The sequence below is a fragment of the Amycolatopsis sp. NPDC114504 genome (assembly GCF_055633595.1).
This window is the reverse complement of sequence record NZ_JBVKDU010000002.1, coordinates 953,811-970,756: the sequence shown is the minus strand read 5'-3', so window position 1 is coordinate 970,756 and position 16,946 is coordinate 953,811. Positions and strand designations below refer to the sequence as shown.

The window sequence follows — 16,946 nt, the reverse complement described above, 5'->3', positions numbered from 1 at the left end:
CACCCGTCAGAGGTACTGACCCGTCCCCGAGATCCCCGGCCCGTGCGGCTCATGACCCCCGGCAGCCGCCGAAGGCCCCGCCGGCAACCCGCGCCGCATCTGCTCCAGCTGGACCCGCGCCGCCATCTGCTGCGCGAACAACGCCGTCTGGATTCCGCTGAACAACCCCTCCAGCCACCCCACCAACTGCGCCTGCGCGATCCGCAGCTCGGCGTCCGAAGGGGTCTCGTCGTCGGTGAACGGCCGGACCAGGCGCTCCAGCTCGTCCTGGAGCTCCGGGGCCAGCGAGGCCGCCAGCTCCTTCACCGACGTCTGGTGGATCTCGCGGACCCGGGTGCGGGACGCGTCGTCCAGCGGGGCCGCGCGGACCTCCTCCAGGAGCTGCTTGATCATCGTGCCGATCCGCATCACCTTGGCCGGTTCTTCGATGAGCTCGCCCACCGCCTCGGCGTGCTCCGCACCCTCGAGAGGCGAGCCGTCCTGCCCGACTACCACCACGTGGGGTGAAGATTCCTGGTCGGGGTCACCGGCTGTGAAGTTCGGCTCGGTCATGTGCTCCATCCTGGCTTGCGTTCGACACGCTCCGCGACACCTACGGGGCGTCCGTCTCCGAGCGTAGCGGCTATCGGGGTTCGCGGTGGCTCTCCACCCAACCCCGGACGCACGGCGAAACCGCACGTCCGTACGGTGTCCCCATGGCGTTCGACGTCGCTCGTATCCGTGGGCTCTTTCCCGCGCTGGGTGACGGCTGGATTCACTTCGACGGCGCCGCCGGAATGCTGGTCCCGGAACAGGTCGCTTCGGCCGTTTCCACGGCGATGCGCGCCCCGGTGTCGGGGCCGGGTGGAGCGTTTCCGGCCTCACAACGCGCGGAAAGCATCGTGACCGCGGCCCGCCGGGCCGTGGCCGACCTGGTCGGTGCCGACCCGGCCGCCGTCGTGCTCGGGCCGAGCTCGCCGGTGATGCTGCGCCGCCTCTGCGATGCTCTCGCCGAGCGCTGGACCATCGGCGACGAAGTCGTCGTGTCGCGGCTCGACGAACAAGCCAACCTCGCGCCGTGGCAGCGCGCCGCGAAACGCGTCGGTGCCGTCGTGCGGTGGGGCGAAATCGACATCGAGACCTGCGAACTGCCCGCGTGGCAGTACGAGCAGCTCGTGTCGGCGCGCACCAAGGCCGTCGCGGTCACGCTCGCTTCCGGTTCCGTCGGCACCCGGCCCGACGTCCCGACGATCATCGAGTTCGCCAAGCGGGTCGGCGCGCTGGTCGTCGTCGACGCCACCTACGCCGCGCCGTTCCTGCCGCTCGACATCAACGCACTCGGCGCCGACGTCATGGTCGTGTCCGCCCAGGCCTGGGGCGGGCCTTCGGTGGGCGCGCTCGTCTTCCGCGACCCCGAGCTGATCGAGCGCATCGCGTCCGTCTCGCTCGACCCCGGCGCGCGCGGCGCCGCGCGGCTCGAACTCGGTCCGCACGCCTACCCGCTGCTGGCCGGGCTGATCGCGTCGATCGACTACCTCGCGGGCCTCGACGACGCCGCGTCCGGCTCGCGCCGCGAACGGCTGGTCACCTCGCTCGGCTCGGCGAAGTCCTACCACGCCGGCTTGCTCGCGCAGCTGTCGACGGAACTGTTGTCGTTGCGGCACATCATGGTCATCGGCAACGCCATGCGCCGCATCCCCGCGCTCGCCTTCGCGGTCGCCGGCAAGAAGTCGCCCGAGGTCGCCGAGTACTTGGCTTCGCAGGGGTTGTGCGCCTTCGCCGACGACGGTGCGGCGGGCGTCTTCGCGTCACTCGGCGTCGGGGAAGTGGGCGGCGCCGTGCGGATCGGGCTCGCCCACTACTCCAACGTCTTCGAGATCAACCAGCTCGTGCGCGTCCTCGAAGAACTGCGTTAGGACTTCGCGGCCAGCAGGATCTTCCCGAACACCGAGCCTTCTTCGAGCGCGCGGTGCGCGGACGAGGCTTCGGCCATCGGCACGACCTGCCCGATGATCGGCTTGACGAGACCGTCGGAAACCAGCGGCCACAGGCGTTCCCGGACGTCGGCGACGATCGCCGCCTTCTGGTCCAGCGGCCGGAAGCGCAGGCCCGCGGCGAACACGTCGGCCCGCTTTCCGAGCAGCGCGCCGACGTTCAGCTCGCCCTTGACGCCGCCCTGCATGCCGATGATCACCAGCCGGCCGTCCTGCTTCAGGGCGTCGACGTTGCGGCCCAGGTAGGACGCGCCCATGTTGTCGAGGATGACGTCCGCGCCGCCGGTCTCCTTCTTGACGACCTCGACGAAGTCCTCTTCCTTGTAGTTGATCGCGAGGTCGGCGCCGAGCTGGCGGCAGCGGTCGAGCCGATCCGCCGAGCCGGCGGTCACCACGACCGTCGCGCCCAGTGCCTTGCCGACCTGGATGGCGTGCGTGCCGATGCCGCCGGCGCCGCCGTGGATCAGCAGCACCTCGCCCTCGGCGAGCTTCGCGTGCATCACGACGTTTGCCCACACCGTGCACGCCACCTCGGGCAGGCCGGCCGCGGTGATCAGGTCGATCTCGGCCGGCACCGGCAGCAGCTGCCCGGCCGGGACGACGGCCTTTTCCGCGTAGCCGCCGCCCGCGAGCAACGCGCAGACCTCGTCGCCGACGTTCCAGCCTTCGACGCCTTCGCCGAGTTCGGCGATGGTGCCGGAGCACTCCAGGCCGATCGTTTCGCTGGCGCCCGGCGGCGGCGGGTAGTGGCCCTGGCGCTGCAGGAGGTCCGCCCGGTTCACCGCGCTCGCTGCGACGTCCAGCAGCACTTCGCCGGGGCCGGGGCGCGGATCCGCGACCTCCGCCCACTCGAGAACGTCCGGGTCACCTGGCTCACGGATGGTGATCGCGTACATGTGTCGACTGTATACCGGCGACCGAAGTTCCCGCCGAATGACGCATTGACCTTCCCGGCATAGGGAACAAAAGTGTCCAAACATGTCACTAACACGAAGAACCCTCGTCCCAGTGGCGCTGGCCGCCTGTACGACGCTCGCGCTCGGTATGACCCCGGCCGGCGCGAAAGCGGCTCCCGACGGTCCCGCCCTGGCGAAGCAGCTCGTCAAGAAGGTCGATGTCGGCGGAATCAACCGCCACCTCATCGCCCTGCAGCGGATTTCCGACGCCAACGGCGGGACGCGCGCGGCGAGTACCGACGGGCACAAGAAGTCCGCCGAGTACATCGCGACCAAGCTCGAAGCGGCCGGCTTCCAGGTGACCCGCCAGGAGTTCCCGTTCACCTTCGCCGAGACCCTCGCGGAGAAGCTGACCGCGGGCGGCGCGGACGTGCCGGTCATCGCGATGGAGTACACGACGAACACCCCGGTCGGCGGCATCACCGCGCCGCTCTCGGTGGTCGCGGTCGACGACACCAGCGGCTGCGAGGCCACCGACTACACCGCGGACGTCGCCGGCAAGATCGCGCTGATCAAGCGCGGCGGCTGCTCGTTCGCGCAGAAGCAGGCGACCGCCGCGGACGCGGGCGCGATCGGCGCGATCGTCTACAACAACACCGACGGCGCCTTGAACGGGACCTTGGGGGACCCGGCCGCCGCGAGGATCCCGACCGGTGGCGTCACGGCCGCCGCGGGCGCGCAGCTGGCCACGCTCGGCGGCCAGAACGTGACGCTCGAGCTGCGTGCCTTCCAGGAGGCGCGGACCAGCTACAACGTCATCGCCGAGACCAAGACCGGCCGCAAGGACAACGTCGTGATGCTGGGGTCGCACCTCGACAGCGTCCCGGCCGGCCCGGGCATCAACGACAACGGCACCGGCTCGGCCACCCTGCTCGAGACGGCGCTGCAGCTGGGGAGCAGCCCGAAGGTCAACAACGGCGTCCGCTTCGGCTTCTGGAGCGCGGAGGAGTTCGGGCTCGTCGGCTCGACCTACTACGTCGACTCGCTGACCTTCGAGCAGCAGCTCGACATCGCGCTGTACATGAACTTCGACATGATCGGCTCGCCGAACGCGGCGTACTTCGCCTACGACGGCGACAACTCCGACGGCGTCGGCGCGGGCCCCGGCCCGTACGGCTCGGCGCAGATCGAGCAGACGCTCGCCGGCTACCTCAACGCGACGGGCATCCCGACCGAGGGCACCGACTTCGACGGGCGCTCGGACTACGGCGAGTTCATCGCGATGGGCATCCCGGCCGGCGGCCTCTTCACCGGCGCCGAAGGCCAGAAGACCGCCGCGCAGGCCGCGAAGTGGGGCGGCACGGCGGGTCTCGCCTACGACAAGTGCTACCACCAGGCCTGTGACAACCTGGGCAACCTCGACCGGGTCGCGCTCGACCGCAACGCGGACGCGGTCGCCTGGGCGGTCGGCGTCTACGGGACGAGCACCGAGAGCGTCAACGGCGTGAAGCCGGGCAAGAGCAAGACGGCCAAGCAGAAGGCCGCCGAACGCGGCGCGCAGCGGAACTTCTCCGCCCGCGCCGTCGCCGGTGACCCGCACGCGCTGACCGCGTAACCACGCAAGAAGGGGCCGTCCCCTCGCGGGACGGCCCCTTTCTGTGCGTCTCAGCCCAAGTTGCTGGTGCCGAAGGTGTCGCAGCGGGCCGGGTCGCCGGTCTGGAAGCCGGTGGTGAACCACTTCTTGCGCTGCGCGGACGTGCCGTGGGTGAACTTCGAACGGTCGACCTGGCCGCCGCCGAGGTTCTGCTGGATGTAGTCGTCGCCGATGCGGGACGCGGTGTCCAGCGCGGAGGCGATGTCGTCCTGCGTGACGTCGGTGATCAGCGGCTTGCCGCTCTCGGTCGGCGTCGTCGACGCGTGGTTGGCCCAGACGCCGGCGTAGCAGTCGGCCTGGAGTTCGAGGCGCACCGAACCGGACGTCGGGCCGGTGCCGGTGCCCTTCTTCGACGTGCCGAGCAGGTTCTGCACGTGGTGCCCGTACTCGTGGGCGAGGACGTACGCCTCGGTGAAGAGGCCTCCCTGCGCGCCGAAGCGGGTCTTCAGCTCGTTGAAGAAGGAGAGGTCGATGTAGACCTCGGAGTCGGCCGGGCAGTAGAACGGCCCAGTGTCGGAGGTGGCGCTGCCGCACCCCGTGCGCACGCCGCCGTTGAAGAAGTTCGTCGGCGCCTTCCGGTAGGTCGAGCCGGAGCGCGAGAACTGCTGCGTCCAGTAGTCCTGGACGGAGTTGACGACCGCGACGATCGCGCAGTCGTGGTTCTTGTTGGCGTCCGCGCCGGTCTTGCACTCGCTGGACAGCTTCGAGTTGTCGACCGCCTGGCCGGAGCCGACGCCGCCGAGCCCGCCGCTCAGGCCGCTGCCGCCGGTGCTCACCCCACCGAGCTGGGAAAGCACGAAGTAGATGATCACTCCGACGACGCCGAGTCCACCGCCGCCGAGCGCAACGCGGCCGCCGATCCCGCCGCCGCCACCACCGCTTCCGCGCAGGTCCTGGACCTCGGAGGCGTCCAGGCCGGCGTCGTCGTCGAATCTCACGACGACGATGGTAACGAGCCTGGGTGCGGCCGTCGCGCTGGCGGCCACACCCAGGCTCTGTACCGAGGTTGTGTCTTTTGGTCGTGCGGTTGGCCGCGACCGGGCCGGCGTTCAGGCGCTGTCGTCACGACTGCCGAGGTCGTGACCCGATACAGGCCAGATCGACGCCGTATGCGTGAACGCATGGAAGCCCGCGTAGGTGCTGTTCACGGTGAGGATTGTTGTGCCGTCGGCCGGTGCACAACTTCCGACAAACCTCGCGTCTGAACGCGGGGCGCACCGGCCTGACCACAACAACCCTCAATCGCGCCCGGCCCGTTCGTGAACCGTTCCGGTCGCGGGGACACAGCAGGCGGTCAACCGCGAGGATCACCCGTCACGCAACCACCTGACCTCTCCCGGCGGGGAGCCCGGGCCGGCACGTCATCGTCGCCGCGCCTTACCCTGGCCGACCATCCGCAGACAAGCAGAATGCGCCTTTTCTGGCCGAGTCTCAACCTTTTCGTAACCCCACCTCCGGGTGATGTTGCGACGGCATTTTTACCGGCACGCAGTTCGGACTCGGACCGCGCGGTCCCTTGATCAGCGTTCTAGGCTGCCTTATGACCGAGGAGCGGCCTGTGCGTTGGTTGAACGAAGCCGAGATGGCGGCGTGGCGCTCCTACATCGTGGCGACCCTGAAGCTGCGGCAGGTGCTGCACCGCGAGCTGGCCGTGCGGCACGACGTGTCACTGACCGACTACGAAGTGCTGGTGTGCCTGGAGATGCAGGCCGGACACCGGATGCGGATGTCCGAGCTGGCCGTGCTGATGGGCTCGACGAAGAGCCGGCTTTCGCACCAGGTCGGCCGGCTCGAAGACGCGGGCGTGGTCCGGCGGGCCCGCGACCCCGAGGACAAGCGCGGGGTGATCACGGAACTGACCGACGAGGGCCTGGCCCTGCTCGCGAAGGCGGCGCCGACCCACCTGGAAGGGGTGCGCGAGCACCTCATCGACCTGCTGAGCCCCGAGGAGCAGGCGACGATCGCCGCGGCGTTCGACCGGGTGCTGGGCCACCTGTCCGAGGTGGACGGCTGACCCGGGCGCGGCTACGGCGCGCCCGGGGCCTGGAGCGGTAGCGGTGGGATTCGAACCCACGGAGAGGTTGCCCCCTCGCATGTTTTCAAGACATGTTCCTTCGGCCGCTCGGACACGCTACCTCGCCCCACGAGGGTAGCCGACGGGTTCGGGAGCACCCTGCGTCCGGGCTACTTCCAGCTCAGCGTCAACGCCGCACCCTGCGCTCGTCCCGCTTCCGCCGCCGGGGTGCGGGTCGCCGGGTCCAGCGGGTTCTCGCCGACCGCCGCGATCGAGGCCTCGTCCGGGATGACCAGCGTGACCTCCGCCCCCGCCGCACGCAGGTCGTCCAGCACCTCGAGCAGCGGCTTCTCCATCGGCAGCGGGGAATCCACCCCCAGCGGCGCGATCACCGTCACGCGGGTGCAGCCCGTCGCGTAGTCGGCGTTCTCAGCTGAACGGACGCCGCCGTCGATGTAGCGCCTGCCGTCGATCGTCACCGGGGGCCAGATGCCCGGGACCGCGCAGCTCGCCGCCACCGCGTCGACCAGGGACACCCCGGACGCGCGGTCGAAACGGCGTGGCTCGCCCGTCTCGGCGTCGACCGCCACGATCACCAGGCGCTGCTCCGGCCAGTCGTGCACCGGCAGGCGCGCCTCGATCACCGCGCGGCGATCCACTTCGGACACCGTCTCGGCCGCCAGCGCGAGCCGGCCGACCGCGCGCCGGACCTCGGCCGGTGACGTCGATCCGGTGACCGCGCCGCCGAAGTCGGCCGCGAACTTCTCGAAGTCGATTTCGGCCGGGATCTCCGGCGTCTGCCGCGCCGGGTCGACCTGGCGCGCGAACAGCTCCGCCAGTGCACTGCCGCTGGTTACCTGCGCGGCGACCACCGACCCCGCCGACGTCCCGACGAGCAGGTCCGCGCCCGTCAGGTCCTGGCCGTGCTCGGCCAGCCCGGTCAGCAGCCCCGTCGTCCACGCGATCCCGGCGACCCCGCCGCCACCCAGTACCAAACCCTGTCCGCCCATGCGGCCAGCCTAGCGAGGGGGTACGACAGTTTCAGGCCTGCTTCATGGCCTTGGCCGCGATCCGCGCCCGCACCTCGGGACGGCGCAGCGGCGGGATGGTCGCCGGCGGCTGACGGCGCTCGGGCAGCTGCTCCAGCAGCCGCGCGGTGATCTCGGTGATCTCGGCGACCGCCGCTTCGAACGGCTCGCGCGTGGCGTCCGACAGCGACTGCACGCCGGTCACCTTGCGCACGTACTGGCGGGCCGCGGCCTCGATCTCCTCGCCCGTCGCCGACGGCTGAAGCCCTCTGAGGGTGGTGATGTTTCGGCACATGCCGCCCAGGGTACGACTCTTCGGAGCCTTCGATCACACGGTCGGGTAGGGCCGGGCGAACCTCGTTGACGTGCGAACCCGCGTTTGGGCAGTGTCGGGGAAGTGCCTCTCAGACCGCGTCCCTTCCGCTCCGCCCGCCCCGAACCCGGCATCCTCGAAGAAGAAACCCCCGAAACCCCGATCTCGGAACAGGCCTGGCCGCGCGTGCGGGCCGACGAGCTGGTCACCCTCGTGGCACACGTCTTCGCCGCCCACGGCTTCCCCGAAGCACGCGCCCGCATCGCGGCGGAAGCCCTCTGCCACGGCGACCTGACCGGTTCGCCCGAGACCGGCGTCGCCGACCTGACCCGGATCCACCTGCCGATGGTGAAGACCGGGCACGTCGTGCCGCACGCCGAGCCACTGATGATCGCCGACCGCGGGGCCGCCGCGCTGCTCGACTACCGCCGCGCGCCCGGGCTCTGGGCGGTCGGCGACGCGATGGACCGGGCGGTGACGCGGGCCGGCCGCTTCGGCGTCGGGCTCGTCTCGCTGCGCGGCATCGGGCCGTTCGGCCGGGCCGGGCACCACGCCGCGCGGGCGCTGCCGCACGCGATGATCGGGCTGGTGCTCGCCGCCGGCGGCGAGCCCGGCCAGCCGATGAACCCCCTGGGCATGGCCGCGCCCGGGGGTGCGTACCCCGAGTTCGTCTTCGACATGGACCGCTCCGGTTCGGAAGGCGCGGGGCTGACGCTGCTGGTCGAGGTCCTCGCCGGGGTGCTCTCCGGCGTGGCCGACCACGAGCACGACACCGGCCTGCTGGTGCTGGCGATCGCGCCGACGACGCTGCGCAGCGCCGACGGCTTCTACCGCGCGGCCAGCGCGCTCTTCGGCAGCATGCTCGGCTGGGACGGCGGTGCGCCGATCCGCTACCCCGGCTGGCGCGAGGCCCAGCACCTGGAGCAGTGCCGGGCGCTGGGGGTGCCGCTGTCCGGCCCGGTGCGCCGCGAGCTGGACGCGCTGGCGGCGTCGATCGGCCTCCCGCCGCTGACCAGCGTGGGTTAGCGGACCAGGACGACCTTGCCGCGGTTCTCGCCGACCGCCACGACGTCGCCGCCGGTCAGCTGGCGGCCGCGGCGGGTCTCGACCTCGCCGTTGACGGTGACCTCCTCCGCGTCGATCAGGTCCTTCGCGTGGGAGCCGTCTTCGGCGAGGCCGGCCAGCTTGAGGAACTGGCCGAGCCGGATCGGCTCGCCGGTGATCGGTACGTCGACGGGGTCGCTCATACCCCGCATCATGCCGCTCAGGCGCGGGCGGTCGTCTGCCGGTACAGCGCCTGGACGTCCGTGTCGAAGTAGCTCGAGTACGACGTGTCCGGGTCGTCGCCGCCGTACTCGAACCCGCCGATGACGCCGATGACCGTGCCGAGGTGGGTCTTGGGGTCCGGCGCGGTGACCCACGGGCCGCCGCTGGTGCCCGTCGGGAAGCCCGCGCAGTCCACCTTCAGCTGGAACGTGTCCTGCCGGCTGGTCGTGTTCCGGCAGACCGCCGGGGCCTCGGCGTCGTCCGGGTAGCCGGTGAGCGTGATGGCCTGCTCGAAGTCGGTGCCCGTCGCGAGGGTGTTCGCGCCGACCAGGCTTTCCAGGGGTTTCGCGGCCCCGGCCTGGTGCGCGGTGGCGAAGCCGACGTCGAGGTCCTGGTCCGACGACGTGCTCCAGCCGGGCGCGACGAGCTCGTCGGACACCGTCCAGAAGCCGAACGGCGCGACGCCGTCGTGGTAGGCGGGCGCGAACGTGACGCCGGTGAGGTAGTCGCCGCCCTCGCCGTCGTGGATGCAGTGGGCCGCGGTCAGCAGCACGTCGCCCTGGTCGCTGTGGACGACACTGGCGGTGCAGTAGTGCGAACCGTCGAGGAACAGCGCGCCGACCGCCGGGCTGGACTCCGCGGGCAGGTCGGGTGTCGACACGGGTGCCGCCTCGATGACCCCGGCGTCCTGGCCGGACGCGTTCGCCGACCGCGGCTGCCGGGCCGCGACGACCACGAAGGCCGCGCCGAGCAGCAGGACCGCGGCGAGGGTGAGCAGGACGGCGGGCCGCCGCACGCGCATCGCCTCCTCGTCGTACTCACCCCTGGACGCCTACCCCATCACCTTAAGGTGCCGCACCGACACGAACGGCACACCCACAGCAAGCTCACAGCCGCTAATATCCGTAACTCGCGAGTAACACCGGGTAGCACGGGGAGAGCCGATGAAGCAGTTCGCGGACAAGGTCGTGGTGGTCACCGGGGCGGGCTCGGGGATCGGGCGGGCGCTGTCGCTCGAGTTCGCCCGGCGCGGGGCGCGCGTCGCCCTCTCCGACGTCAACGCCGCGAACGCCGCGGAAACGGCGAAACTGGCCGGGGACAACGCCCGCGCGTACGTCCTCGACGTCGCCGACCGCGCCGCCGTGCTCTCCCACGCCGACGAGGTCGCGGAGGAGTTCGGCCGCGTCAACGTCGTCGTGAACAACGCCGGCGTGGCGCTCGGCGCGACCGTCGAAGAGATGACGTTCGAGGACTACGACTGGCTGATGGGCATCAACCTCGGTGGTGTGGTGAACGGCACGAAGGCTTTCCTGCCGCACCTGATCGCTTCCGGCGACGGGCACGTCGTGAACATTTCCAGCGTCTTCGGCTTCGTCGGCGTGCCGACGCAGAGCGCGTACAACGCGGCGAAGTTCGCGGTCCGCGGATTCACCGAAGCCCTGCGCGAAGAAATGCTGATCGCGCGGCGCCCGGTCGGGGTGAGCTGCGTGCACCCCGGCGGGATCAAGACCAACATCGTGCGCAACTCCCGGAGCGCCGCCGACGACCAGGAGAAGGCCGCGCAAGGATTCGAGCGGATCGCCCGCACCACACCGGAGAAGGCGGCACAGACGATCCTGCGCGGGATCGAGCGGAAGTCGGCGCGGATCCTCATCGGACCGGACGCCTACGTCATCGACGCCATCCCGCGCGTGCTCGGCTCGGCCTACCAGCGGCCACTCGCGATGCTCGCGCGCATGGGGCTCAAGCAGTCGTAAAGGCGAATAGCATTCGGACTACGACTTTCGGGTTGTCTGCCGGCACAACGCTTCACTCAATGGAGTTGCGTTTCTGACAGGGCCGTCCGAAATGGTCCAGAATGCTTGGGGTCCGCGAGTCCCGCGTCCCGGAGGTCCCCGATGCTTCGCACCGCACAGCGCAGTGCGACCCGTCCGTCCAGTGACCGCACCGCGGTGGAGCTGCTGGACCGCACCGGAATCGTCGCGGCGAGCCTGCCCCGGCGCCGCCGCACCGACGACGACGTGGCGGCCGTCGAGCCGATCTACACCCGGCCGCCGGTGTGCGACCAGGACCTGCGCCCGAAGTCCGTGGTGATCCGGCGCCGCGCCCGCACGTGGCTCGGCAGCGGCGCCGCGGTGCTGCTCGTCGCGGTCGGCTGGCTGGCCGGCGGGACGGTCACCGGGAGCCTGTTCGCCTCGAACCGGGACGACGTCGCCCAGCTGGACGCGCGGCCCGCCGTCGCCGAGGCACCGGCGCCGCAGCCGCAAGCCCCGCAGGCGCCGGTGGCCACGCCGGCCCCGACGACCGTGTTCGTGCCGGTGCCCGCCAAGCAGGCCCCGAAACAGGTTCAGGTGCAGGCGAAACCGCAGGCGAAGAAGACCGTGTCCGAGGAAGACGAGGCGCGCGTCGACCTGCCGAAGCCGGCGCCGACGTCGTCGCCCGACCCGGTCCGGTCCTGGGTGAACGTCGCCGAAAGCATGGTGCAGCAGTACCAGTACCGCGCGGAGACGACGACCATCCGCCGCTGACTCAGGCGCCGGACCAGCGGTATTCGTGTTCCGGGCGCCCGGTGGCGCCGTAGCGCAGGCGCATCCGGACCGTCCCCGACTCGGCCAGCGCCGTCAGGTACCGCTGCGCCGTCGCCCGCGCCATGCCCAGCTCACCGGCCACCTCCGCGGCCGACAGCGGGCGGCCCGCCCGGCGCAGCTGCTCCGAGACGAGCCGGGACGTCGCCGTCGACTGGCCCTTCGGCGCGGACGTCCGGTCCTGGTCGTGCAGCACCCGGTACGCGCGGTCGACGTCGTCCTGGGCCATGGCCCGGTCTTCGGCGAGCAGGCCGCGGAAGCGCGCGTACGACGTCAGGCGTTCCGCGAGCTGGCGCGTGGTGAACGGCTTGATCAGGTAGTTGAGCGCGCCGGCGCGGATCGCCGCGGCCACGGACGAGCTGTCGGTCGCCGCGGACAGCACGATCGTGTCGGTCTGCAGCTCCGGGAGCACCGCGAGGCCGGACTCGTCGGGCAGGTAGACGTCGAGCAGGATCAGGTCGGGCGCGAGCTCCCGGACGCGGGCGCGGGCCTCCGCCGCCGTGTGCGCGGTGCCGACCACCGCGAAGCCGTCGACCTCCTCGACGAACCCGGCGTGCACCCCGGCGACGCGGAAGTCGTCGTCGACGATGAGCGTGCGGATCATCGGTCCTCCGTCAGCATTCCGGGCAGTTTCGCGACGAACAGGGCACCCGTCTCGCCGTCGCCGGGACCGGCCAGCCAGACGTCGCCGCCGCGGGCGCGGGCGGCCTGCCGGGCCAGCGCCAGGCCGAGTCCGTGCCCGGGCGCGATCTTCGTCGAGACGCCTTCGTCGAACAACGTCCGCCGCAGGTCTTCCGGCACGCCGGGGCCACTGTCCACAACGGACAGGTGCAGTGTCCCGTCCTCGGCGAGCAGGCTGATCTCGACGGTCGCCGGCCGCCGCGGGCCCATCCGGGCCGCGTGCAGCGCGTTGTCGACGAGGTTGCCGATCACGGTGTTCGCGGCGATCGGGTCGGTCACGGTCGTCGGCACCCAGGTGTCGTCGGCGAGCTTGAGCGTGAGCCCCTTTTCCTGCGCCTGCTCGGTTTTCGCGACGAGCAGCGCCTGCAGGTACGGGTCGGCGACGGTGTCGCCCAGCTCGCTCGGCCGGGCTGACGACGAGTCGGTGAGCGTCTGCAGGTACTCGACGGCTTCGGTGTGGTGGCCGAGCTGGAGCAGGCCGTAGAGCGTGTGCAGCCGGTTCGCGAACTCGTGCCGCTGGGCGCGCAGGCCGTCGGACAGCGCGCGGATGCCGTCGAGCTCGCGGGTGACGGTGTCGAGGTCGGTGCGGTCGCGGAAGGTCAGCACGGTGCCGATGTCGCGCTCGTCGAGTCGCACCGCCCGGCTGTTGATGACGAGCACCCGGTTTCCGGCCACCGCGAGGAGGTTGTCGACCGGCAGTCCTTCGGCGACGGCCTTGTGCACCCGCGGGCTGAGCTCCAGCTCCGCCATCGCCGCGCCGATCGGGAGCTCGGTGCCGAGGAGACGTTCGGCCTCGTCGTTGCGCACCGAGACGCGGTTCGTCTCGTCGACCGCCAGGACGCCCTCGCCGATCCCGTGCAGCACGGCTTCGCGTTCGTAGAGCAGCTCGGTGAGCTCGTGCGGTTCGAGGCCGTGCGTGACGCGGCGCAGCCGCCGGTTCAGCAGCGCGGACGCGCCGGCGCCGAGCAGCAGCGCGCCGCCGGCGAACATCAGGGTGATCGCCAGGAGGCGGTTGAAGTCGCCGGTCGGATCGCCGACTTCGAAGCCGACGCTGACTTCGCCGACGACGCGTTGCCCCTGCCAGATCGGGGTCTTGCTGCGCACGGACAGGCCGAGCGTGCCGCTCTGCACCGCGCTGACCTCGTCCTCCCCGGCGAGGGCCCGGTCCGCGGGGGTGCTGACCGGCTTGCCGATCTCGGACCGCGTCGGGTGCGCGAGCCGGATGCCCTTGTCGTCGGTGATCACGACGAAGAGTGCTTCGTTGGCCTTCGTGACGGCGAGGACGCGCTCTTCGAGCGGGCCGGCGGGGAGCTTCGCGGCCGCGTTCGTGACGACGACGGGGTCCGCGGCGACGGATTTCGCGATGGCGAGCGCGCGGCGCCCGTACTGGTCGGTGAGGGTGCTGCGCAGGAGCACGCTGACCAGCGCCACCCCGATCCCGACGACCAGGGCGACCACGCCGATCTGCAGCAGCAGCACCTGCCTGCTGAACCGCATCCGCGGGAAGAGCGCCCACTTTGGCATGGCTCGGAACATACCCCCAGCTCACGGCCGTGCGCTAAATGAGCGAAACATTCAGAACGCACAGCTCGCGCGGAGAACGTCGACAAGCTTCACGTGGCCGCCACCCGTCCTTAACGTCCCTTCCCAACGTGACAGGCACCACGTGACGAAGGAGTCACCTCCCCATGGTTCCCCCACTGATCGAACTCACCGGAGCCACCAAACGGTTCCCGAGCGGGTCCGGTTCCGTGCACACGGCCGTCCGCGACCTGACCATGACCGTGCAGCCCGGCGAGTTCGTCGCCGTCGTCGGTCCCACCGGCTGCGGCAAGTCGACGACGCTTTCGCTCGTCTCGGGGTTGCAGCCGCCGTCCGCCGGCCGCGTGCGGGTGAACGGCGACGACGTGAAGTCGATCCCGGACGGTGTCGGCTACATGTTCCAGACCGACGCCGTGATGCCGTGGCGTTCGGTGCTGGACAACGTCGCCTCCGGCCCGCGCTTCCGCGGGGCGTCGAAGGCCGAGGCTCGCGAGCAGGCCGTCGACTGGATCGCCCGCGTCGGGCTCGCCGGGTTCGAGAAGTACTACCCGCACCAGCTTTCCGGCGGCATGCGCAAGCGCGTCGCGCTGGCCCAGACGCTCGTCACCAAGCCGAAGATCCTGCTGATGGACGAGCCGTTCTCGGCGCTGGACGTGCAGACCCGCGCGCTCATGCAGGACGAGCTGCTGCGGCTGTGGTCGGGGTCCGGCGCGGCGGTGATCTTCGTGACGCACGACCTCGACGAGGCCATCGCGCTGGCGGACAAGGTCGTCGTGCTGACGACGTCGCCGGCCACCGTGAAGGACGTCTTCGAGATCCCGCTGGAGCGGCCGCGGAAGGTCGAGGAGCTGCGGCTCACCGACGAGTTCCGCAAGCTGTACGCCGACATCTGGGAATCGTTGCGCAGTGAGGTCGACAAGGCCCGTGAGAAGGGAGCGTCCAGTGTCGCTTGAGACCCCCGCGGCGACGTCCGCGCCGCTCCCGGTCCTCGAGACCGAGCAGGACATCCTGGCCCGCGCGAAGCAGGCCTCCTCGAAGCGCAAGCGCAACATCTGGCTGCTGCGCCTGGCGATCGTCGTCGTCTGGCTGGGCAGCTGGGAGCTGACCGCGACGTACTGGATCGACCCGTTCTTCTACTCGAAGCCGTCGAAGATCTGGGAGCGGCTGGTCGAGTGGTTCGGCGCCGGGACCGACTTCGGCTCGATCTGGTACCAGATCCTGGTGACCGTCGAGGAAGCCGCGATCGGCTTCGTCATCGGCGCCATCGCCGGTGTCGTGTTCGGCGTGATCCTCGGCCGCAGCTCCTACCTCGCGCAGGTGCTCGCGCCGTTCATCAAGGCCGCCAACGCGTTGCCGCGCATCGTGCTCGCCGCGCTGTTCGTCATCTGGTTCGGGCTCGGGCTGTCGTCGAAGGTCGCGACCGTCGTCGTGCTCGTGTTCTTCGCGGTGTTCTTCAACGCCTTCACCGGTGCCCGTGAGGTCGACCGCAACCTGATCGACAACGCCCGCATCCTCGGCGCGACGCGCGGCCAGGTGCTCAAGTCGATCGTGCTGCCGAGCGCGACGTCGTGGATCCTGTCGTCGCTGCACGTCGCGTTCGGGTTCGCGCTGATCGGCGCGGTCGTCGGCGAGTACACCGGCGCCAAGGCCGGCATGGGCTTCCTGATCGCCAACGCGCAGGGCACGTTCGACACCGCGGGCGTGTACGCCGGCATGCTGATCATCACCGTGGTGGCGCTGCTCGCGGAGTGGGGCATCAGCTCGCTGGAGGGCAGGCTGCTGCGCTGGCGCCCGCCGTCCGCCGCCGATGCCGCGCACGGGGTGGTCTGACATGCGCCTGAAGAGGGCAGTTGCCGTGGCGGCCGCGCTCACGGTCACGCTGGCCGGGGTCACGGCGTGCCGCGACTCGCGGGAGATCTCTCTCGGTACCACCGGCCAGCCGCACATCAAGATCATGATCGGCGGCATCTCGAAGGTCATCTACCTGCCTGGCCAGCTGGCCCAGCAGATCGGTGCCTACAAGCGGCAGGGGCTCGACGTCGAGCTCTTCGACCAGCCGTCGGGCGCCAACGCCGAGACGTCGCTGCTGGCCGGCGAGGTGCAGGGCGTGGTCGGGTTCTACGACCACACGATCGACCTGCAGGCCAAGGAGCAGTGCATCCAGAGCGTCGTGCAGTTCGCGAACGTGCCGGGCGAGGCCGAGATGGTCGCCACCGGCAAGGCCGGCGAGATCAAGTCGGGCGCGGACTTCAAGGGCCGCAACCTCGGCGTCACGTCGCTGGGCTCGTCGACGGACTTCCTGACGAAGGCGCTGGCCGCGCGCGGTGGCGTCAGCTCGAAGGACTACACGCCGGTCAAGGTCGGCGCCGGGCAGACGTTCATCTCGGCGATGAACCAGGGTTCGATCGACGCCGGGATGACCACCGACCCGACGATCGCGCAGCTGACGAACACCGGTCAGGCGAAGGTGCTCTACGAAATGCGCACGGTCGAGGGCACCAAAGCCGCTTTGGGTGGTTTGTACCCGGCCAGCTCGCTGTACATGGGCTGCGAAATCGTGAAGCGGTATCCGGACATCGTGCAGAAACTGGCCAACGCGTACGTCGAAAGCCTGAAGTGGATTTCGACGCACACGCCGGAACAGGTCGCCGACGTCATGCCGCCGTCGTTCGCCGGCGGGGACAAGGCGCTGTACGTGAAGTCGCTGAAGGACAGCCTGCCGATGTTCACGAAGGACGGCCGGATGGACCCGGCGGGCGCGCGGAACGTGCTGAAGGTGCTGGGCGAGTCGTCCAGCAACGTCAAGCCGAAGAAGGACAAGATCGACCTGTCGCAGACGTACACGACGAAGTTCGTGGACGCCGCGAAGGCGCAGTCCCAGCAGTAGGAGCCCCGCTCACCTGACCGGGCGGTTGGTGAGCGACATGGACCCGTAAAGGCCTCTTTCCCCCGCGGAGGCCTTTACGGGTCTTTTCGGACAATCTTTCGGGCAAT

Annotated in this window: 18 protein-coding genes and 1 tRNA gene; 9 read left to right on the top strand and 10 right to left on the bottom strand. The window is 70.5% G+C overall.

All coding sequences use genetic code 11. The features are described from left to right. Nucleotides 1–6: 6 nt before the first annotated feature. On the bottom strand, nt 7–561 hold the full coding sequence (locus ACZ7PG_RS16495; RefSeq protein ID WP_470239886.1) for a bacterial proteasome activator family protein: 555 nt from the start codon (nt 559–561) through the stop codon (nt 7–9). Between the two features lie 134 nt (nt 562–695). Here ACZ7PG_RS16495 and ACZ7PG_RS16490 point away from each other — a divergent pair, with 134 nt between their 5' ends. Next, nucleotides 696–1,895: a cysteine desulfurase-like protein gene (locus tag ACZ7PG_RS16490; RefSeq protein ID WP_364613373.1), complete on the top strand. Its 1,200-nt coding sequence runs from the start codon at nt 696–698 to the stop codon at nt 1,893–1,895. Here the strand turns inward: ACZ7PG_RS16490 and ACZ7PG_RS16485 are convergent. Continuing rightward, entirely contained in the window at nt 1,892–2,869 is a 978-nt protein-coding gene (locus tag ACZ7PG_RS16485) for an NAD(P)H-quinone oxidoreductase (RefSeq protein ID WP_470239885.1), read from the bottom strand. The genes ACZ7PG_RS16490 and ACZ7PG_RS16485 overlap by 4 nt on opposite strands. A gap of 82 nt (nt 2,870–2,951) precedes the next feature. Between ACZ7PG_RS16485 and ACZ7PG_RS16480 the strand changes: the two genes are divergently transcribed. Further along, nucleotides 2,952–4,484: a M28 family metallopeptidase gene (locus ACZ7PG_RS16480; RefSeq protein ID WP_470239884.1), complete on the top strand. Its 1,533-nt coding sequence runs from the start codon at nt 2,952–2,954 to the stop codon at nt 4,482–4,484. Nucleotides 4,485–4,534: 50 nt separating this feature from the next. Here ACZ7PG_RS16480 and ypfJ read toward each other — a convergent pair whose 3' ends face one another. Beyond that, nucleotides 4,535–5,461, bottom strand: a complete 927-nt coding sequence (gene ypfJ / locus ACZ7PG_RS16475) for a KPN_02809 family neutral zinc metallopeptidase (protein WP_470239883.1) — start codon at nt 5,459–5,461, stop codon at nt 4,535–4,537. Nucleotides 5,462–6,063: 602 nt separating this feature from the next. On the opposite strand from ypfJ, the gene ACZ7PG_RS16470 reads away from it, so the two are divergent. Next, on the top strand, nt 6,064–6,537 hold the full coding sequence (locus tag ACZ7PG_RS16470; protein ID WP_470239882.1) for a MarR family winged helix-turn-helix transcriptional regulator: 474 nt from the start codon (nt 6,064–6,066) through the stop codon (nt 6,535–6,537). Between the two features lie 35 nt (nt 6,538–6,572). Here ACZ7PG_RS16470 and ACZ7PG_RS16465 read toward each other — a convergent pair. From ACZ7PG_RS16465 to ACZ7PG_RS16455, 3 genes are all read right to left on the bottom strand, one after another. Then, nucleotides 6,573–6,659 (bottom strand) — tRNA-Ser (locus tag ACZ7PG_RS16465). 48 nt (nt 6,660–6,707) lie between these two features. Then, on the bottom strand, nt 6,708–7,547 hold the full coding sequence (locus ACZ7PG_RS16460; RefSeq protein ID WP_470239881.1) for a patatin-like phospholipase family protein: 840 nt from the start codon (nt 7,545–7,547) through the stop codon (nt 6,708–6,710). A gap of 31 nt (nt 7,548–7,578) precedes the next feature. Then, nucleotides 7,579–7,860: a DUF2277 domain-containing protein gene (locus ACZ7PG_RS16455; RefSeq protein ID WP_470239880.1), complete on the bottom strand. Its 282-nt coding sequence runs from the start codon at nt 7,858–7,860 to the stop codon at nt 7,579–7,581. Between the two features lie 102 nt (nt 7,861–7,962). Between ACZ7PG_RS16455 and ACZ7PG_RS16450 the strand changes: the two genes are divergently transcribed. Beyond that, a complete protein-coding gene (locus ACZ7PG_RS16450; protein ID WP_470239879.1) occupies nt 7,963–8,904 on the top strand; it encodes an Ldh family oxidoreductase in 942 nt (313 codons plus the stop codon). On the opposite strand, the gene ACZ7PG_RS16445 is transcribed toward ACZ7PG_RS16450, so the two are convergent. Continuing rightward, entirely contained in the window at nt 8,901–9,125 is a 225-nt protein-coding gene (locus tag ACZ7PG_RS16445; RefSeq protein ID WP_470239878.1) for an RNA-binding S4 domain-containing protein, read from the bottom strand. The genes ACZ7PG_RS16450 and ACZ7PG_RS16445 overlap by 4 nt on opposite strands. 17 nt (nt 9,126–9,142) lie before the next feature. After that, nucleotides 9,143–9,946 (bottom strand): trypsin-like serine peptidase, encoded by an 804-nt coding sequence (locus ACZ7PG_RS16440; RefSeq protein ID WP_470239877.1) that lies wholly within the window; start codon nt 9,944–9,946, stop codon nt 9,143–9,145. Between the two features lie 142 nt (nt 9,947–10,088). On the opposite strand from ACZ7PG_RS16440, the gene ACZ7PG_RS16435 reads away from it, so the two are divergent. After that, entirely contained in the window at nt 10,089–10,901 is an 813-nt protein-coding gene (locus tag ACZ7PG_RS16435) for an SDR family oxidoreductase (RefSeq protein ID WP_470239876.1), read from the top strand. Between the two features lie 141 nt (nt 10,902–11,042). After that, nucleotides 11,043–11,672: a hypothetical protein gene (locus ACZ7PG_RS16430; RefSeq protein WP_470239875.1), complete on the top strand. Its 630-nt coding sequence runs from the start codon at nt 11,043–11,045 to the stop codon at nt 11,670–11,672. Between the two features lies 1 nt (nt 11,673). Here the strand turns inward: ACZ7PG_RS16430 and ACZ7PG_RS16425 are convergent, their stop codons facing one another. Both ACZ7PG_RS16425 and ACZ7PG_RS16420 read right to left on the bottom strand, forming a co-directional pair. Further along, nucleotides 11,674–12,333, bottom strand: a complete 660-nt coding sequence (locus tag ACZ7PG_RS16425; protein WP_470239874.1) for a response regulator — start codon at nt 12,331–12,333, stop codon at nt 11,674–11,676. Further along, nucleotides 12,330–13,907 carry a sensor histidine kinase gene (locus ACZ7PG_RS16420; RefSeq protein WP_470240775.1) on the bottom strand — a complete coding sequence of 526 codons (1,578 nt, stop codon included), beginning with the start codon at nt 13,905–13,907 and terminating at the stop codon, nt 12,330–12,332. The genes ACZ7PG_RS16425 and ACZ7PG_RS16420 overlap by 4 nt, the downstream gene beginning before the upstream one ends. Before the next feature lie 191 nt (nt 13,908–14,098). On the opposite strand from ACZ7PG_RS16420, the gene ACZ7PG_RS16415 reads away from it, so the two are divergent. The 3 genes from ACZ7PG_RS16415 to ACZ7PG_RS16405 are packed head-to-tail and all read left to right on the top strand — an operon-like array spanning nt 14,099 to nt 16,839. Next, a complete protein-coding gene (locus ACZ7PG_RS16415) occupies nt 14,099–14,905 on the top strand; it encodes an ABC transporter ATP-binding protein (protein WP_470239873.1) in 807 nt (268 codons plus the stop codon). Then, nucleotides 14,895–15,782, top strand: coding sequence for an ABC transporter permease (locus tag ACZ7PG_RS16410; protein ID WP_470239872.1), 888 nt, complete (start codon nt 14,895–14,897; stop codon nt 15,780–15,782). Before ACZ7PG_RS16415 ends, ACZ7PG_RS16410 begins: the two co-directional genes overlap by 11 nt. A 1-nt stretch (nt 15,783) precedes the next feature. Beyond that, nucleotides 15,784–16,839 carry an ABC transporter substrate-binding protein gene (locus ACZ7PG_RS16405; protein WP_470239871.1) on the top strand — a complete coding sequence of 352 codons (1,056 nt, stop codon included), beginning with the start codon at nt 15,784–15,786 and terminating at the stop codon, nt 16,837–16,839. Nucleotides 16,840–16,946 lie beyond the last annotated feature (107 nt).